At 65.7% G+C, this 17,078-nt stretch carries 16 protein-coding genes; all 16 read left to right on the top strand.

Translation table 11 applies throughout. The features are described 5' to 3' along the window. Position 1 precedes the first annotated feature (1 nt). The 16 genes from ACWEPG_RS02055 to ACWEPG_RS01980 all read left to right on the top strand — a co-directional run bounded on the left by ACWEPG_RS02055 (position 2) and on the right by ACWEPG_RS01980 (position 17,046). Positions 2–946, top strand: a complete 945-nt coding sequence (locus ACWEPG_RS02055) for a 3-carboxyethylcatechol 2,3-dioxygenase (RefSeq protein ID WP_452593762.1) — start codon at positions 2–4, stop codon at positions 944–946. 573 nt (positions 947–1,519) lie between these two features. Continuing rightward, positions 1,520–2,473, top strand: a complete 954-nt coding sequence (locus tag ACWEPG_RS02050; protein ID WP_450113213.1) for a 3-carboxyethylcatechol 2,3-dioxygenase — start codon at positions 1,520–1,522, stop codon at positions 2,471–2,473. A gap of 4 nt (positions 2,474–2,477) precedes the next feature. Next, positions 2,478–3,353: an alpha/beta fold hydrolase gene (locus ACWEPG_RS02045; protein WP_450113091.1), complete on the top strand. Its 876-nt coding sequence runs from the start codon at positions 2,478–2,480 to the stop codon at positions 3,351–3,353. A 3-nt stretch (positions 3,354–3,356) separates the two neighbouring features. Then, entirely contained in the window at positions 3,357–4,151 is a 795-nt protein-coding gene (locus tag ACWEPG_RS02040; RefSeq protein ID WP_450113090.1) for a 2-keto-4-pentenoate hydratase, read from the top strand. A 4-nt stretch (positions 4,152–4,155) separates the two neighbouring features. Next, positions 4,156–4,638 carry a nuclear transport factor 2 family protein gene (locus ACWEPG_RS02035; RefSeq protein ID WP_450113089.1) on the top strand — a complete coding sequence of 161 codons (483 nt, stop codon included), beginning with the start codon at positions 4,156–4,158 and terminating at the stop codon, positions 4,636–4,638. After that, positions 4,635–5,369: an HpcH/HpaI aldolase family protein gene (locus ACWEPG_RS02030; RefSeq protein WP_450113088.1), complete on the top strand. Its 735-nt coding sequence runs from the start codon at positions 4,635–4,637 to the stop codon at positions 5,367–5,369. Before ACWEPG_RS02035 ends, ACWEPG_RS02030 begins: the two co-directional genes overlap by 4 nt. Beyond that, positions 5,366–6,991, top strand: a complete 1,626-nt coding sequence (locus ACWEPG_RS02025) for a bifunctional 3-(3-hydroxy-phenyl)propionate/3-hydroxycinnamic acid hydroxylase (protein WP_450133611.1) — start codon at positions 5,366–5,368, stop codon at positions 6,989–6,991. The genes ACWEPG_RS02030 and ACWEPG_RS02025 overlap by 4 nt, the downstream gene beginning before the upstream one ends. 135 nt (positions 6,992–7,126) lie before the next feature. Continuing rightward, the gene (locus ACWEPG_RS02020) at positions 7,127–8,098 is read left to right on the top strand and encodes an ABC transporter substrate-binding protein (RefSeq protein WP_452593761.1); all 972 of its coding nucleotides are present in this window, start codon (positions 7,127–7,129) and stop codon (positions 8,096–8,098) included. A 67-nt stretch (positions 8,099–8,165) separates the two neighbouring features. Then, entirely contained in the window at positions 8,166–9,020 is an 855-nt protein-coding gene (locus ACWEPG_RS02015; protein WP_452593873.1) for an ABC transporter permease, read from the top strand. A gap of 2 nt (positions 9,021–9,022) precedes the next feature. Beyond that, a complete protein-coding gene (locus tag ACWEPG_RS02010; protein ID WP_450113212.1) occupies positions 9,023–9,787 on the top strand; it encodes an ABC transporter permease in 765 nt (254 codons plus the stop codon). After that, complete coding sequence (locus ACWEPG_RS02005) at positions 9,780–10,607, top strand: ABC transporter ATP-binding protein (RefSeq protein WP_452593760.1); 828 nt, start codon at positions 9,780–9,782, stop codon at positions 10,605–10,607. Before ACWEPG_RS02010 ends, ACWEPG_RS02005 begins: the two co-directional genes overlap by 8 nt. 6 nt (positions 10,608–10,613) lie before the next feature. Further along, on the top strand, positions 10,614–12,248 hold the full coding sequence (locus ACWEPG_RS02000) for an FAD-dependent monooxygenase (RefSeq protein ID WP_452593759.1): 1,635 nt from the start codon (positions 10,614–10,616) through the stop codon (positions 12,246–12,248). After that, the gene (locus ACWEPG_RS01995) at positions 12,245–14,209 is read left to right on the top strand and encodes a flavin-containing monooxygenase (protein ID WP_452593758.1); all 1,965 of its coding nucleotides are present in this window, start codon (positions 12,245–12,247) and stop codon (positions 14,207–14,209) included. The genes ACWEPG_RS02000 and ACWEPG_RS01995 overlap by 4 nt, the downstream gene beginning before the upstream one ends. After that, a complete protein-coding gene (locus ACWEPG_RS01990) occupies positions 14,206–15,633 on the top strand; it encodes a carboxylesterase family protein (protein WP_452593757.1) in 1,428 nt (475 codons plus the stop codon). The genes ACWEPG_RS01995 and ACWEPG_RS01990 overlap by 4 nt, the downstream gene beginning before the upstream one ends. A 70-nt stretch (positions 15,634–15,703) precedes the next feature. Continuing rightward, complete coding sequence (locus tag ACWEPG_RS01985; protein WP_452593756.1) at positions 15,704–16,342, top strand: TetR/AcrR family transcriptional regulator; 639 nt, start codon at positions 15,704–15,706, stop codon at positions 16,340–16,342. Then, entirely contained in the window at positions 16,339–17,046 is a 708-nt protein-coding gene (locus tag ACWEPG_RS01980) for an SDR family oxidoreductase (protein WP_452593755.1), read from the top strand. The genes ACWEPG_RS01985 and ACWEPG_RS01980 overlap by 4 nt, the downstream gene beginning before the upstream one ends. The last annotated feature ends 32 nt before the right edge of the window (positions 17,047–17,078 follow it).

Raw genomic sequence — 17,078 nt, 5'->3', positions numbered from 1 at the left:
CGTGACGATCGCGGTCTGCACGATGTCGCACTCGCCGCTCATCGGAGAGGTCGAGCCTTCCGGTGGAGTGCTGGACGAGATCGACGCGGTGATGGCCAAGGTTCGGAGCGCGATCGAGGCATTCGATCCTGACGTTACGGTTGTCTTCGGGCCGGACCACTTCAACGGCGTCTTCTACGACATGATGCCGGCCTTCTGCATCGGCTCGGGGGCTGTCAGCGTCGGCGACTGGAGCACGCAGCAGCGCGTGCTCCCCGTCGACGGCGAACGCGCCGGTCTGCTCGTGCGGGCGGCGCTCGACGCGGAAATCGATGTCGCTCAATCGGAGAGGCTGTACGTCGACCATGGCATGGCTCAGACTCTCGAGATGCTGTTCGGTGCAGACTACGAGCGTCCCATCGTGCCGATCTTCGTCAATGCGGTGGGATTGCCACTGGTGGCGATGCGGAGGGTCAGGAAGCTCGGTGAGGCGATCGGCCGCGAGGCCGCGCTGTGGGGCAAGCGAGTCCTGGTCGTCGGCTCCGGAGGCCTCTCACACGACCCGCCGGTCCCCAAGCTGCAGGGTGCCTCGGCCGAGGTGCGAGAGCGCCTGATCGGCGGACGCCACTACACCACCGAGCAACGGCAGGAGCGGCAGCGGCGGGTCATCGACGCCGCGCTCGCCCACGGCCGAAACGGAGCCGGTCAACAGCCGCTCAACGAGCAGTTCGATCAACTGGTGATGGACACTCTGGCGGAATGTCGGCTCGGTGAGGTCGACGACTGGGCCAATGAATGGATGGTGCGCGAGGGCGGGGGATCGGCGCACGAGATCCGCGCTTGGGTCGCGGCCTTCGCGGCCGCCAACGCGGTCGCAGTGCCGACGGTTGCCGGCCGCTGGTACTGGCCGGTCCACGAATGGGGTACCGGCTTCGGCATCATGCTGACCGATCCTGTCGGTTCCTGATCTGCCGGCCTCTCGGGTCGCACGAGTGTGCTGCTCGTCGGGCCACCCCGTGCGGGCAAGTCAACTGTCCGTCGGGGTGGCCGTACCGTGACCGGGTTGCGGCATCGACGAGGATTCCACTGATCCCGCTCCGGCTGTCTGCGAACCGCAGCCCCAGCCGTTCTCCCGAGATCTGCTCGCCCACGTTCGAGTTCCACCGGCCAGACTTTGCCGGGATCGACAGCCGGTAATCGGCTGGGCTTGATCGCCCGGGTCGGATGGTTGGCTCAATCCGTGATTCGCATGTGCCTTGTTCATGTTGTGGCACAAGCTGTTCGAGTGTCGATTCTGACTTGGTCACCCTCGGATCGCTGCCCACGCCGGCGCCGGGCGGGCGTGGGCTTCGCGGAGTTGTCCCTGTGCCGCAGTCGCCCGTTCTCGGGCGGAGCCTTCGTGCCCTGCGCTTGAGTGGAACCCACTCGAGCCGAAATCATAATCATGGACAATTGTGTCTGGCATCACTAGAATGATGATTCTAGATACTAGATTCGCCTCGTTGCAGGCGACCCACCCTGCCTCCTGCGGGTGCCCCTGATGAAAGGAACTGCTGGCATGCCTTTGGCAGTCGCTGCCATGTCCCATGCGCCGTCATTCGGCAATGTCGACCCGGGAGGCACGATGATGGCGGAAATCGAGGCCGCGATCGGTGAGGTGCGTGCCTTCGTCGAGAGCTTCGACCCTGAGGTGGTCGTCGTCTTCGGCCCCGATCACTTCAACGGCCAGCTGTACTCGCTCATCACTTCCTGGGCGATCGGAGCCGAGGCCGTCGGCGTCGGTGACTACGGCACCACGGCAGGCCCGGTGCCCGTCGACGGAGACACTGCCCGCACCCTGCACGCCCTGGTCCTCGAACAGGGAATCGACATCGGCCGGTCCGAGCGGATGACGGTGGACCACGGCATCCTGCAGCCGCTCGAGTTCATCTATGGCCACCCGCTGAGCCGACCCATCGTTCCCATCTTTGTCAACGCTCTCGGCTTCCCGCTCACGCCGATGCAGCGTGTCCGGTTGTTCGGGGAAGCAGTCGGTAGGGCGGCGCAACAACTCGACAAGCGAGTTTTGCTGGTGGCCTCCGGCGGCATCTCGCACAACCCGCCTGTCCCGCGCTGGGAAGGCGCCCCGGAACCGTTGCGGGAGCGTCTCATCGCATACGCCCCCACCCGAGCTGATCGCGCCGCGCGCGAGCAGGCGATCGTCGCGGGAATCCAGGCCATCGCGGACGGCAAGGCCTCGAGCGCGCCCCTCAACGAAGCCTGGGACGAGCTGGTCCTTGATGTGTTCCGCTCCGGTGACCTGTCCACGGTCGACGGATGGTCCAACGACTGGTTTGTGGCCGAGGGCGGCAGCGCTGCGCACGAGATGCGCAGCTGGATCGCGGCATACGCTGCGCTCTCCACAGCCGGTCCCTACCGCATTGCCGTCGACCACTACTGGCCCGTGCAGACCTGGGGCGCCGGTTTCGGTATCCAGGCCGCGATCGGAGCGTGATGACATGTACGAGTTCAAGACCTTTTGGGCAGCAATCGCAGACCTGCCGCACCGCCTCGACTACGTCGAGGTGAACGGCTGGCGCACCCGTGTGCTCACGGTCGGCGGCACTGGCCGGCCCGATGAGCAGACCGTGGTCCTGCTCAACGGAACCACGGGGCACATCGAGGCTTTCACCCAGAACATCCGTGCCCTGGCGTCGAAGTACCGCGTGGTGGGGTACGACTATCCCGGCCACGGCTTCACCACTCTGACCGATCACGACCTGGAGATCCCCGAGTACGAGGAACACCTGCTCGCACTGCTCGACGTGCTCGGCATCGAGCGCGCGCACCTGTGTGGCGAGTCCCTCGGCGGATGGATCGCGATCAAGTTCGCCGCCCGCCACCCCGAGCGGGTGCGTACGGTGATCCTCAGCGCGCCGGGCGGTCGCGTCACGACCGCCGAGCGGGTGGACCGCGCGCAGTCCGTCAGCCGGCAGGCCGTCACCGAACCGACCTTCGGCAATGTCAGGCAGCGGCTGCAGGTCGTCATCCACGACCCCGAGAAGATCACCGACGAGCTGGTCCACATCCGGCAGGCGGTCTACTCCCGCGAGGGCTTCGGCGACTCCATGCGCCACATCGCGGTGCTGCGTCAGCCGGAAACCCGCTTCCGCAACCAGGTTACCGACGAGGACTTCGCGGCGATCCCCGTACCGGCACTACTGGTGTGGACCGACCACGAACCCAGCGGCGGCCCCGAGGTGGGAGAAGAACTCGCCGAACTGATCCCGGACGGCGAGTTCCTGCTCATCGAGAACGCAGCGCACTGGCCGCAGTGGGAGGACCCCGAGACCTTCAACGCCGCCGCCCTCGACTTCCTCGCACGGAAAGGCTGAACCATGACAGACACCAGCGTCATCGAGCAGATCGCCGATGAGCTCTACTGCGCCCGCCGCGAGGTCACGACCATGGACTTCGTCAGTCCGCGGCTGTCCGAGCGCGATCTGGATGCGGCGTACCGCATCTCCGAGCTCGTCGCCACCCGGCGGGAGGCCGAACTCGGCGTGCGTCGCGTCGGCCGCAAGGTCGGCCTGACCAATCCGCTCGTGCAGAAGCGGGTCGGGGTCTTCGAGCCCGACTACGGCATCATCCACGACGACATGGTTCACACCTCGGGTGTGGTGCGGCCGGCGTCCGCGCACAACTTCCTGCGAATCGAGGCCGAGGTTGCCTTCGTACTGGCGAAGGACATCCTCGACGCCGAGCTCGAGGCGATCAAGGACGCAATCGACTACGTCACTCCGGCATTCGAGCTCGTGGACTTCCGCTACGCAGGCAACGTCGGTCAGATTGTCGACACCATCGCCGACAACGCAGGGTGCGACGGGGTCGTATTGGGCGAGGAACGACACGCCTACGGCGAAATCGAACTGGCCGACGTCGAGATGGTGATCACCACGGCGGCCGGTTCCGAAATCACCCGCGGCGTGGGTGGGAACGTGCTGGGCGACCCGATCAACGCGGTGCAGTGGCTTGCAGAGACGGCGTTGCGGATCGGCCAGCCGCTGCGAGCCGGCGAGATCCTGCTCTCGGGCTCCATCGGATACATCGAGCCCTGGCCGGCCGACGTCGAATGCACCGCCACCATCACCGGACTCGGTTGCGTTCGCGCAACCCTCGACTCGAAGGAATGAAGCGATGACCGGAATCACCGAGAACGTCTCTGGGACTGCGCCCGTTGTCAGCACCGAAATCCGCGTCGCGATCGAACAACTGGTGGCAGAGCACCATTGGATGATCGACCACGGTCATGCCGACCGGCTCTACACGCTCTACGCCGAGGACGCAGTCTCTTTCGGACCGCTCGGCACCATGAACGGCCGCGATGCCATCAAGGCGTGGGGCGAGCGCCGCGTCACCCAGGACGCGGGCACGGTCCGTCACTTCTCCGGCGGCACCCGCCTGGCCTGGGAGGACGGGGTCCTCACCGGCACGACCTACTACACGACTTTCCGCAGCACGCAGGACGATCCGCTGCGGCCCGCAAGCGTCGGCGAGTTCCGCGAGGAGTACGTCCAGGTGGACGGCGAATGGCGTATCCGTCGCCGGGAGATCGTTCCGGTCTTCGGTGGTGAGAACGCAGCCGCCCACGCTCGTCGACTGGCCGAGGGTGGCAAGTGACGAACATCCCCGCCCTTCTCCATGTCGCCACCCCGTCTCTGAGCATCGTCGAAAGCGGTCTGTTCAACGGGTACGACGGTGTCGTCATCGACCTGCAGCACGGTGAGGTCGGGCTGGAGACCGCCTGCACGATGCTGCGGGCGATTCCGCGCGACGTCGGGTACGCCTATGCGCGTGTGGCGCGCATCGACTCGGGTGCGATCGGTCGCCTGATGGACAGCGGCGCGCGCGGCATCATCGCCCCGACCATCGAAAGTGCCGACGAGGCCCGCGCCCTCGTGGCGGCGACCAAGTATCCGCCGCTCGGCCGCCGCAGCCTGGGGCCCAGCCGCCCCCAGTTGTATTCCGGCAGCAGCTACACGGAGGCCGGGAACGAAGCGGTCGAGTGCATCGTGCAGATCGAGACGCGCCGTGGGCTCGACTCCGCCGAGGAGATCCTCTCGGTGGAGGGTGTCGGGTCCGTGTACATCGGACCGGCGGATCTGGCCGTGTCCTTCGGTCTGGGTGGCGGGGCCGACTGGACGGACGGCCCGGTGTACGACGCGATCGTCGAAGTCGCGAAGGCGGCTCGGGCACACGGGCGGACCTGCGGCATCTACTCCAGTTCCCCCGTCTACGCGGGTGATCTGGCTCGTGCGGAACTGATCGATTACGTGGGGCTCGGGATCGACCTCCTCATGGTCGGCGCCCAGGCACGGCAGAACATCGCAACCCTGAGGAGTGAATCGTGAACACGGACGTCCTGATCATCGGCGCGGGCCCCACCGGGCTGACGCTCGCGAACTTGCTTGGGCAGCAAGGTGTGCGCACTGTGCTGATCGAGGCACTCGAGGAGCTCATCGATTATCCGCGTGCGGTCGGAATCGACGACGAGGCGCTGCGGGTGATGCAGTCGATCGGCTTGGTCGACAAGGTGTTGCCGCACACGGTCCCCGACCAGCAGGTCCGGATCGTCAACGGGGACATGAAGATCATTGCGGAGATCAACCCGACGACACGCGAATTCGGTTGGCCTCGACGTAACGGCTTCGTACAGCCGTTGGTCGACCAGGTCCTGTTGGCAGGTTTGGAGCGTTTCGAAACGGTCGACGTCCGGCTCGGGACCGAGGCAATCGACCTCGTGTACAACGACAGCGAGGCGACAGTCACGGTCAGATCAGGCGAAGAGACCTCGCAGATCACTGCGCGCTACGTCGTCGGGTGTGAGGGTGGTCGGTCCTTCACCCGGACCCATCTCGGTATCGAGTTCGAAGGCGAGACGCGCAAGCAGCGCGGTCTGGTGATCGATGTCGCCGACGACCCGCTCGGCACACCGCATGCAGTATTCGGTGGCGATCCGACGCGTGGCTACGCCACTCTCGGTCTCCCGCATGGTATTCGGCGCTGGGAATTCATGATGCTCGACGACGAGGGGGAGGAGTTGGTGGAATCGGACGAGTTCATCTACGGCCTCCTTGCCGAGCACGTGCCCGATCCGAGGCGACTCAACATCATCCGTCGACGCGTCTACACCCATCACGCTCGACTGGCAGCGAGGTTCCGGGAGGGGCCGGTTCTCTTGGCCGGAGACGCGGCCCACGTCATGCCGGTGGTCGCGGGTCAGGGGTGGAACTCGTGCATTCGTGACGCGATGAATCTTGGTTGGAAGCTTGCTGCTGTCGTGAAGGGGCGAGCCGACGACGCGTTGCTCGACACCTACGCGGAGGAGCGTCGCGACCATGTGAAGGCGATGGTCGATCTGTCGGTCGGCATGGCCAACCTGGTCACCAACCGCAGCAAACTGCGTTCTGCCGCGCGTGATGCCGCGGCAGTGGTCGTCGACAGGTTGCCGCGGCTCAAGGCGTACGTTTCCGGTCAGGGGTTCAAACCCATGCCGCGCTACGAGCGTGGCGTCGTGGTGCCGGCGCGGGTGCGGCAGTTGAAGTCGGTACCCATTGCAGAGGACTTCAAGTCGGCTGTCGGTACGCTCTTCCCGCAGCCGCGGGTGTGCACCACGACCGCGTCCGATCAGTTGCTCGACGATGTGACGGGGGCCGGCTGGCGGATCTTCGTGTGGAACAACGATCCACAGCAGCTCATCGACAAGGAAAACGCGGAGCGGTGGGAGTCGCTCGGCGCTCGCCTGGTGCATCTGGTACCTGCTGCCCAGCTTTCGTGGGCGGCGGCGAACGCGGGGGACGGCGTGAACGTAGTTGGCGATCCGTCGGGCGTGATCAAGTCCTGGTTCCATCAGCGGCCGTTCTCGGCGGTGATTGTGCGACCGGACCATGTCATCGCGGCCGAGTGTCTCGCTCAGGACCTCGACTCGACTCTGGAGTCGGTGTTCTCCACTGCTCGTCTGCAGTTGACCTGAGAATGCATTCTCTAGCAGAAATGCATTAATGCTTGATTAATGTGAAATATGTGACATAGTCGATGTTGCGGGCGTCACACCTGCACGGCCGATCAAGATCGCCGGGAACAGTCGGATTCAGGGAAGAAGGAATTCATGAAGCGGACCTTGTCTGTGCTTGCCGGGAGCGCGGCCCTGGCGCTCGCGCTGACTGCGTGCTCCAGCGGTTCGAACGACGGCGCCCCACCGAAATCGGACAGTGGCCTCGACGTCGTGAAGGTTGGGCTCTTCCCCTCATCGGCGGTCGGTGCCTTCGAGATCGGTATGGAGCAGGGCTTCTTCGCCGATCACGGCATCGAGGTCGAGCTGGTCATGGGCCAGTCGAGCGCCGCGCAGCTGCCGGCCGTGAATTCCGGAGGCCTCGACTTCGTCCTGGCCAGTCCGACCACGCCCCTGGTCGCGAGCAGCAAGGGCCTCGATGTCCCGATCGTGTCCGGCTACGCCAAGAATCGTCCCGACACCGTGAACGACTCCGTCGCCGTCCTCGTCGGCGCGGGCTCGGACATCAAGTCGGCCAAGGATCTCGAAGGCAAGCGCGTCGCGATCAACGCCCTCGGTAGCATCGGCGAAATCGGGATCAAGGAGGCCGTCGCGCAGGATGGTGGCAACCCTGACAGGATCACGTTCGTCCAGCTCGGCTTCGACCAGGTCGCCGCGCAGCTCGCGAGCGGTCAGATCGACGCCGGGATGGCGGGCCCTCCTTTCATGGGGCAAATTCTGAGCAGCGGCGGCACCATCGTCAGCGACTTCATCCCCGCTGCGGGCCTCGGCGGAGCCGAGCTGGTCATCGTTGGCGGCCGCAAGCTCGTCGACGCCAACCCCGATCTGGTTGAACGGTTCACCGCAGCCCTCGACGAAACCCTCACCTACGCCGAAGAGCATCAGGATGAGGTCCGTGCCCTGCTGCCGAAGGTGATCGGCACCGACCCCGCGGTCGCGGCGAAGACCGAATTCATTCAGTGGGACGCGGCGTTGGACGTCGACGCGATCGACCAGTTCAGCACCCTGCTGGTGAAGTACGGCGTCATGAACAAGGAGCCCGGCGAGAACGTCGTCTGGACCAAGTGACCGCGTGGGTCGGGCCGCAAGGCCCGGCCCGCCCCCCTTTTCTGTAACACTCGAAAGGTTGCCTGCCATGAGCGTGGCACAACGAGAACGGGAGAGCCCCATCGCGGTTCGGCCGCAACGGGTCGGTTCCCGAACGCCCAATGCAATCGCCCCGTACAAGCCACTCCTCCTGGGTGTGGCCGGCATTCTGGGCTTTCTCCTGATCTGGCAGGTATTCGCTGCCGTCGGACCGGTCAGTTCGCACTATCTGCCGCCACCGACGGTGGTCTTCTCGGAATTCATCCAGAACCTCTCCGACCCGGACTTCTGGATCGCAGTCGGTTACACCCTTCGGGCGTGGCTGATCGGCCTGGTGATCTCCAGCGTCACCGCGATCGTGGTCGGCGTGGTCATCGGATCCAGTGCGTTCCTGCGGCGGGCAACCCATTCGACGATCGAGTTCCTGCGCCCTATCCCAGCGGTCGCTCTCATTCCGCTGGCGGCGCTCCTCTACGGTCCGGCCCTCAGCGCCGAGTTGCTGATCGTCGTCTATGCCTGCTTCTGGATCGTGCTGGTCCAGGTGCTCTACGGCGTCGCCGACGTCGACAAGGTCGCCACGGATACCGCCCTGACCCTGCAGATGAACTTCTGGCAGCGGGTTCGCCATCTGATCTTCCCGACCCTGTTGCCCTACCTCATGACGGGTGTGCGATTGGCCGCCACGGTCGCCTTGATCCTGTCCGTCGGCGTCGAGCTGATCCTCGGTACACCCGGTCTGGGACTGGATGTCGCACTCGCACAGATCAACGATGACGCGCCGGCGATGTACGCGCTCATCGTCACCAGCGGTCTGCTCGGGATGCTCGTCAACTGGCTCATGGGAACGGTGGAAAGCAAGGTTCTCTTCTGGCACGCGTCTGTGCGTGGAGGTGTGCGGTCGTGAAAATGCTGAAGAGTTTCGGATACTTCGTCGGTCTGCCGGTCGTGCTGATCGCATGGTGGTCTGCCGCCACGAAAGACGGTGGCAGCTTCTATGTTCCGGACCCGGAGCAACTCGTCACCGCGTTCCGCACCGTGTGGCTCGGCGACGGGCTGACACAAGACGCCCTCCCGAGCGTCGTGCGTCTTCTGATCGGTCTGGCGATCTCCATCGTGCTCGGGGTGGCGCTCGGTGTCACCATCGGCTCGATCGACTGGGTGCGGTGGCTGTTCAGCCCTCTGCTCGAGTTTCTCCGCGCGATTCCGTCGACGATCATGATCCCCGTTCTGCTCCTTCTGATCGGCATCAACGACGCCATGAAGGTCACCATCATCGTCCTCGGATGCCTGTGGCCCATCCTCCTGAACACCGTCAAGGGCGTCGCCTCCATCGACGAGGTCCAGGGCGACACCGGCCGGGTCTACGGACTCACCGGCATCGACCGGATGCGCTATCTCGTGCTGCCGGCCGCCTCACCGCAGATCTTCGCCGGCATCCGACAGAGTCTCGCAGTCGGACTCGTCCTGATGGTTGTCTCGGAGATGTTCGCGGCCACTGAAGGAATCGGCTACGCCATCATCAATTTCCAGAATCGGATCGACATCCCCGAAATGTGGAGCGGCATCGTGTTGCTCGGCCTGCTCGGCGTGGCGCTGTCCGTGTTGTTCCAGATCGTCCAGGGCCGGATCCTCGGATGGTACGAAGGATTGAAGGAAAGTGCGAATGACTGACCACCAAGACGTTCGACTCCATGTCGACAAGGTGAAGAAGGTTTACCGCCGCGACGGCAACGAGTTCGAAGCGGTCAAGTCTCTCACCTTCGACCTGCACCAGGGTGAGTTCGCTTGCCTCGTGGGTCCGTCGGGTAGCGGTAAGACCACGCTGCTCAAGTGCATCGCCGGTCTCATGGAGCCGACCTCGGGTTCGGTTGTGCTGGACGGAAAACCCGTCCACGGCCCGGCCAAGGGTATGGCGGTGGTGTTCCAGGAGTACGGCCGCAGCCTCTATCCCTGGATGACGGTGGCCGCCAACGTCGAGCTGCCGCTAAAGGTCGCCAAGCTGCCCAAGGCGGAGCGCCGTGAGAGGGTCGACGAGGCGCTGCAGTCGGTCGGCCTCGAACAGGCCCGCAACAGCTACCCTTGGCAGCTGTCCGGCGGTATGCAGCAACGTGTTGCCATCGCTCGGGCGGTCGCCACGCACCCGAGCGTGCTCCTCATGGACGAGCCGTTCGCCGCGGTCGACGCGCAGACCCGTGCCGACCTCGAAGATCTGGTCCGCTCGGTGTGGAAGCGACACAACATGACCATCCTGTTCGTCACCCACGACATCGAGGAGTCCGTCTACCTCGGGCAGCGGGTCCTGGTGCTGTCGAGTTCGCCCACGGTGATCCAGGACGATCTGACGATCGACCTGCCGGACGACCGGGACCAGCTCGCGACGCGCTCGCTCGCTCGGTTCAGCGAGCTGCGAGCACATGTGTACGAGCAGGTGCAGATTGCGAAGACCAACAAGGGCGGAATGGTCACCTCGCATCAGCCCGCGGTGTTGTGATCTCGAATGAATATGCAGCAGAAGAATATTGATGCAGATGTGGTCATCGTCGGCGGTGGCCCCGTGGGGCTCACCCTTGCCCTGCTCCTCGCCGACGAGGGCGCCCGGGTTTCGGTGATCGAACCGATGACCGTACCCGGGGACCTGCCCCGTGCAATCAGCATCGCCGACGAGTCCTTCCGCATTCTCGACCGTCTGGGGCTGGCGGACGACCTCAAAGCCGAGTCCTATCTGGACACCGGCGCGCGCTACTTCGGCCTCGGCGACCGCATGCTCGCCCAGTCCAAGCCCGTTGCGTCCCGCACCGGACACCCCGCCAAGTCGCAGTTCGACCAACCCGTACTGGAACAGTTGTTGTGGGACAGGGCGGTCGAACACCCCGACATCGACTTTCGCATGGGCCAACGCGCGGTCGCGATCACCCAGGACGGCACCACCGTCACGGTGACCACCCGCTCCGAGGAAGGTGTCACCTCGACCGTCGTCGGATCGTGGCTGGCCGGCGCGGACGGAGGCCGCAGCTTCACCCGCGATGCCCTCGGCGTGCCCCTGGTCGGATCGACCCAGGAAGAACGCTGGGTGGTCATCGATCTGCTGAACACCACCCGCGCGAAAGAGCCCTACGCCGAGTTCCACGGCAACGGCAGCCGGCCGTACGTCTACGTCCCCGGCATCAAGGGACGACTGCGTCTGGAATTCATGATGCTCCCCGGCGATGACGCCGAGGAGATCACCCGCCCGGACAAGATCCGCGAACTGGTCCTTCCGTTCCACCCACAGGTGACCCCGGAGGACATCCGGCGCGCAGTCGTCTACGTCGCCCACCGGAGGCTCGCCAAGACCTACCGGGTCGGACGGGCGTTCCTCGTCGGTGACGCCGGCCATCTCATGCCCCCGTTCTCGGGCCAGGGACTCAACGCCGGTCTGCGCGACGCGTCGAACCTGGCATGGAAACTGCGGGCCGTGCTCGACGGTGTCGGCACCGAGCGCCTTCTCGACAGCTACGAGTCCGAACGTCGCACCCACGCCAAGAAGATGGTGCGCATCTCGCACGTCACCGGTTCGATCGTCATGGCCCGCGGTGTCGCCGCCGTCGCCCGCGACGCCGTCTTCACCGTGGCTCGGTTGTTCCCGCCGGTCCACGCCTATCTGTCCTCCATGCGGTTCATCACCCCGCCGGACTATGCGAACGGTGTCGCCGTCAAGCCGGGACGTGAGGTGGACCGCAGCCTCGCAGAAGCCGTCGGCAAGGCCATGAGCCAGCCGACGGTCGAGACCGCCGAGGGCACCACCTCGCCCCTCGACGCGCATCTCGGCACCGGATGGGCGATCCTCGAACTCGGGACCGGTCGGGTCGCACGTGATCCGTTCTGGAACGGAGTTCCGCGCGTGCGCCTTCTCCCACGCGGCCACCACCGTGGCCCGGAGGAGGCGGGTCCCTGCGATCTGACCGATCTCAGCGGCGCGTTTGTCGACCCGACCCGCCCGCTCGGCGTGCCCCACGCCGTCGTCGTTCGCCCGGACCGCTACGTCGCGGCTGTGCTCACCGCTGCCGACGAGGCGCGGGTGGTCGCCGCACTACGGACCTACGTCGACTTCTCGCGCAGCGTCGACCGCTCCCGGAGGAAAGAGAGCAGATGAGCACTTCTGGTATCGACCGCTACGACGACCTGTTCTGGCGCGACGAGTACGAGCCGATCACCGAATCCGACGACTTCCTGCAGGAGATCGCTCACAAGGCCGATCTTCCCTCGCTGCTGGTGGCCATCGCTGCCGCAACCGGTGACACCACCATCCTCACCGAGGACCTGCGCCCACCGTTGACGCCCGTCGACACGATCGGACACCCGCACGGTGGCATGTCGGAGGCTCAGCAGCACCGGGCCCGCGAGCTCGTCGCGGAAGGGCTGCGCCGCATCCGCGACGAGCGGATCACGCGTGTCGACATGCTGTCCGATCCTGCCGTCGCCGATGTGCTTGGCTATCTCACCGGCGGCAACCCCGACTGGGTCGACTCGCTCAAGCACGAACTCGACCTGGCCGAGGACAAGGGCGCCGCTCCGGACTGGCGGTACGACGACATCGCCGCGGGACGCCGCTTCGAGGTGCTCATAGTCGGTGCGGGCGTCTCCGGTATCGCCGCCGGGCACCGCTTCCGTCAGGCCGGCGTGCCCTTCACGATGATCGACACCGCCGACCGGATGGGCGGCACGTGGCAGAAGAACCACTATCCCGGAGTGCGCCTGGACACACCGACTTTCGGATACTCCTACTCCTTCGCGCAGCGCGTCGACTGGCCCCACCAGTTCGCCGAGGGCGGGGAGATCGACGACTACCTGAGCACGGTCGCCGATCGCGCCGGGCTCACCGAGCTGATCGAGTTCGGTACCCGACTGGTGAGTGCACGCTGGGACGAAGCCGGCGAGTGGGTGGTGGTGACCAGCGACTCGCACGGCGTCGAACGCACCCGAACGTTCCAAGCGATCATCAGCGCGGTCGGGCAGTTGGATATTCCGAACATCCCAGACTTCCCCGGGGCCGAACGCTTCCGCGGTGTCACCATGCACTCGCAGGAGTGGGACGACTCCTACGATTGGCGTGGCAAGCGGGTCGCCGTCATCGGTACCGGTGCCAGTGCCTATCAGATCGTGCCGGCGATCTACGACGAGGTGGCGTCGCTGACCGTCTTCCAGCGCAGCGCGCCGTGGATGCTTCCCGCGCCGACCTACCACGACAACCACTCGGAGGCGTTCGCCTGGCTGGTGCGCAAGGTGCCCTACTACGGGCAGTGGTACCGACTGTGGGTGATCACGCAGGGAACCCCGGGTCGGTTCCACACTGTTCGTGCCGAAAAAGACTGGCACGGTGCGTCATTGAGTGTTTCAGTGAAGAACCAGCAGGTGCGTGAGGAGCTGATCGCCCGGCTGACCGAGCAGTTCGAGGGCCGGCCGGACCTGCTGGAGATCGCGATCCCGTCCTACCCACCGGGAGCGAAGAGGATGCTGCGTGACAACGGTGTGTGGGCGAAAGCGTTGATGGCCGAACACACCCGGGTGTCGACGCACGGCATCGTGGAGTTGACCGAGACCGGTGTTCGCACTGCCGACGGCGAGCATCACGAGGTCGACCTCATCATCTACGCAACCGGATTCAAGCCGTCGGACTATCTCGACGGTATCGAGGTGACCGGTCGCAGTGGGGCCGAGATCCACGAGTACTGGAAGGATGACGCTCGCGCCTACAACGGCATCACTGTGCCGGGCTACCCGAACTTCTTCATGCTGTACGGCCCCAATATCGGTGGTGTCGTCGCCGGCAGCCTGCACTTCATGCTCGAGCGCGCGGCGGAGTACTCGCTCGAGGCGGTTCGTGAGGTCCTCGAACGCGGCGTCAAGGCCCTCGACGTCACCCCCGAGGCGCTGGATCGTTTCGTGGAGTGGGTCGACCGAGAGAACCGCCAGATGGCGTGGGGCCAGCCCTACGTGCGTAGCTGGTACCAGAACAGTGTCGGCAGGGTCTCGCAGGTGTGGCCCTACACCAACGCCGAATACTGGAAGATCACCGAGCGCGTGGACCCGGACGACTACACCTTCCTGCCGTGACCTCCGTGAGTGCGGACATCAGGGAGTTCGCAGTCAGCAGCGGCGTTGTCCGCGCCGACGTCGCCGACGGGGTCATCGACGCCCGCGGTGTGCGGTACGGGGCGCGGCTCGACCCGGCCGATCGTGGTTCCGAGCTGGGGCCGCCGACCGTCGCACAGTCGCCGCCGACCGCATTCCCTCAGGTCAGTGGGGTGCTCGACGGGATCCTCGGACCGGCGCTCGCTGAACTGCCCAAGCACGAGGATGCCTTCTCGCTGCGGATCCAGGCACCTGTCGACGCCGTCGGCCTGCCGGTGCTGCTGTTCGTCCCCGGCGGCGGATTCACCACCGGCTCCGGCGAGTCACGCTGGTACGACGCTCATGATCTCGTCCGCAGCGGACGGATCGTGCTCGTCACGGTCAGCTATCGGATCGGTGCGCTCGGACATCTCTGCGGCGCAGGCGATGCCGCCGCCTCGGCCCGGCCCCTTCGAGATCTCGAGGGGGCGGCTCGCTGGGTGCGGGACAACATTGCCGCGTTCGGCGGCGATCCCGCCAATGTCACGATTGCCGGGGACTCCGCTGGTGCGTGGTACGCGCATGCGCTCAGCGTTCTGCCCGGTACCCGGGGGATGTTCGCCCGCACGCTGCTGGTCAGCGTCCCGCGCCTCGCACCGTTGTCCGCGGACGACCACGCGGCTCGGCGTGTGGCGTTCGCTTCGGCGCTGGCACCGGAGCGGATCGCCACTGCCCCAGTCGAGTCCGTTCTGGCAGCGCAGCGCGCCACGGTGCTGGGCTACCGCGGTGCGGGCTTCGCCTTTGCTCCGGCTGCCGGGCCCCAGGCACCCGGATGGCTGGGCGCGCCGAGGTCGAGCGCCGCCCACCTGCACACCTCCGCGCTGCTGGTGCTCACCACCGCCGACGAGTCTGCGGCATTCCTCAGGGCAAAACCCGCGGAGGAGTTCACACGGGCGGCACTGGAGGACTTCGTCACGCGCTCCTTCCGTGCGCCCGAATCGGTGCTCGAGCACACCGCCGGCCGGAAGCCCGGGTACGAGCAGGCTGTGGCCGCGATGACGTGGTGGCAATTCCAGTCGGTGGCATACGATCTTGCGCAGTACGCGGCGGTTCCGACGCGACTGATGCGGCTCGGTGTGCGCAGTCCTCTGGAGCGGGCCCTGTCGCCGCACTGCTTCACGCTTCCGTTCCTCTTCGGGGATCGTCACGCTTGGCGGGACGCACCGATGATGGAGGGCCTCGATCGGGACGTCTTCGAGTGCGTGCGGGCGGCATTCCGGGACGCGATCGTCCCGTTCGTCCGTGACGGTGCCGGCACTGCTCCCGTGTGGCAGTCGGCGAGTCCGCGCCTCCTCGCGGTCGAGGAGAGCGGCGCTCGCACGGTTCCTGTTGATGACCTGGCCGTTATGGAGGCGAGCGACCGATAGGTTTGGTCGGTGCCGGGTCGGGACGATATTGAAGTATTTCGTAGTTTGTGAATGCGGTGAGGAGAGTGGAATGGCGAGACGTCGGATTCACCAATCGACCCCGGAGAACGAGCGGGCGATTCTCGAGGCGGCGTTGAGTCTCGCTGTCACGGCCGGTTACGAGGGCACCACGATGGCCGAGGTGGCCAGGCGGTCCGGGCTGCCGATCGGCTCGGTCTACTGGCACTTCGAGAACAAGGAACAGCTCTTCGCCAAGCTCATCGAATTCTGTTTCGAGATCTGGAAGCAGGACCACACCGGTCCGACGAACCGTGACCTGTTGCGTCGCAGCATCGCCGGATCGGCGGGCGGTTCGGCCAACCCGGAGAACAAGGCCGAGGCGTTCTGGATCCTCGCCCTGATGTTCGCCTTGGAACGTCGTCTCGAGGACAACAAGGCGCGGCAGAAGTACCTCGAGGTCCGTGAGCAGATGTTCGAGTTGATGGTGCAGCGGGTGGAGCCGCAGATCCCGGCCGAGGTCCTCGCCGCAGATCCGGAGTTCGGCCGCAAGATGGTCGTGCTCGGTCGTGCCCTCACCGACGGCTTCTACATCGCGGCGTGTGCCGGAGACGGAATCGACTTCGCCGAATTCGCCGATCTGTCGGCGTCCGCCGTCGAGGCGCTCATCGCGCGCCGCGCCGATGAACTGAGCAAGGACGAAAACTCATGACGCAGAGGGCAGCAGTTGTTGTCGCAGGTGGCTCGGGCATCGGTGCCGCCGTCGCCACGGAGTTGCACGAACACGGCTATCAGGTGGCGATCCTGTCGCCGTCCGGGCGCGGTCGCAAACTCGCCGAGGAACTCGGCGGTGTGGGAGTCGACGGAACGAACCGTTCCGAGGACGACCTGCGGGCCGTCGTCGACTTGGCCTTGTCGGAGTTCGGCCGGATCGACACCGTGGTCAACAACTCGGGGCATGGCGCCACCGGTGGTGTGCTCGATCTGACCGACAGCGATTGGCAGGACGGCATGGAGGGCTACCTGCTCAATGTCGTCCGGATGGCCCGAGTGGTGACTCCCCATTTCCTCGAGGCCGGTGGTGGCAGCATCGTGAACATCTCCACCAGCTCGCCGTTCGAGCCGAACCCGCGGTATCCGGTGTCGGCGACATTCCGGTCCGGGCTCGCCTCGTTCACCAAGCTCTACTCCGACGAGTACGGGCCGTCGGGTATTCGCATGAACAACGTCCTTCCGGGGTGGACCGTCGCCGACCCCTCCACGGTCGCACCCGAGTGGACCCAGCGCATCCCGCTGCGCAGGGCTGCCAGCACGCAGGAGATTGCTTGTACCGTGCGCTTCCTCGCCGGCGAGGAGTCGAGCTACATCACCGGACAGAACATTCGCGTTGACGGCGGGGCCACCCGCAGCGTCTGAAGTTCGTCCCGGTCGACCGTGTCCGGGTGGTT

The organism is Rhodococcus sp. NPDC004095 (genome assembly GCF_053604015.1).
The sequence above is the reverse complement of the archived record's forward strand: the minus strand, read 5'-3'. Positions and strand labels throughout refer to the sequence as shown.

Coding starts and splice junctions, on each gene's coding strand:
- ACWEPG_RS02015 (WP_452593873.1), top strand. CDS start 8,166: ATGAGCGTGGCACAACGAGAACGGGAGAGCCCCATCGCGGTTCGGCCG.
- ACWEPG_RS01995 (WP_452593758.1), top strand. CDS start 12,245: ATGAGCACTTCTGGTATCGACCGCTACGACGACCTGTTCTGGCGCGAC.
- ACWEPG_RS01985 (WP_452593756.1), top strand. CDS start 15,704: ATGGCGAGACGTCGGATTCACCAATCGACCCCGGAGAACGAGCGGGCG.
- ACWEPG_RS01980 (WP_452593755.1), top strand. CDS start 16,339: ATGACGCAGAGGGCAGCAGTTGTTGTCGCAGGTGGCTCGGGCATCGGT.
- ACWEPG_RS02040 (WP_450113090.1), top strand. CDS start 3,357: ATGACAGACACCAGCGTCATCGAGCAGATCGCCGATGAGCTCTACTGC.
- ACWEPG_RS02050 (WP_450113213.1), top strand. CDS start 1,520: ATGAAAGGAACTGCTGGCATGCCTTTGGCAGTCGCTGCCATGTCCCAT.
- ACWEPG_RS02005 (WP_452593760.1), top strand. CDS start 9,780: ATGACTGACCACCAAGACGTTCGACTCCATGTCGACAAGGTGAAGAAG.
- ACWEPG_RS02000 (WP_452593759.1), top strand. CDS start 10,614: ATGAATATGCAGCAGAAGAATATTGATGCAGATGTGGTCATCGTCGGC.
- ACWEPG_RS02020 (WP_452593761.1), top strand. CDS start 7,127: ATGAAGCGGACCTTGTCTGTGCTTGCCGGGAGCGCGGCCCTGGCGCTC.
- ACWEPG_RS02045 (WP_450113091.1), top strand. CDS start 2,478: ATGTACGAGTTCAAGACCTTTTGGGCAGCAATCGCAGACCTGCCGCAC.
- ACWEPG_RS02010 (WP_450113212.1), top strand. CDS start 9,023: ATGCTGAAGAGTTTCGGATACTTCGTCGGTCTGCCGGTCGTGCTGATC.
- ACWEPG_RS02035 (WP_450113089.1), top strand. CDS start 4,156: ATGACCGGAATCACCGAGAACGTCTCTGGGACTGCGCCCGTTGTCAGC.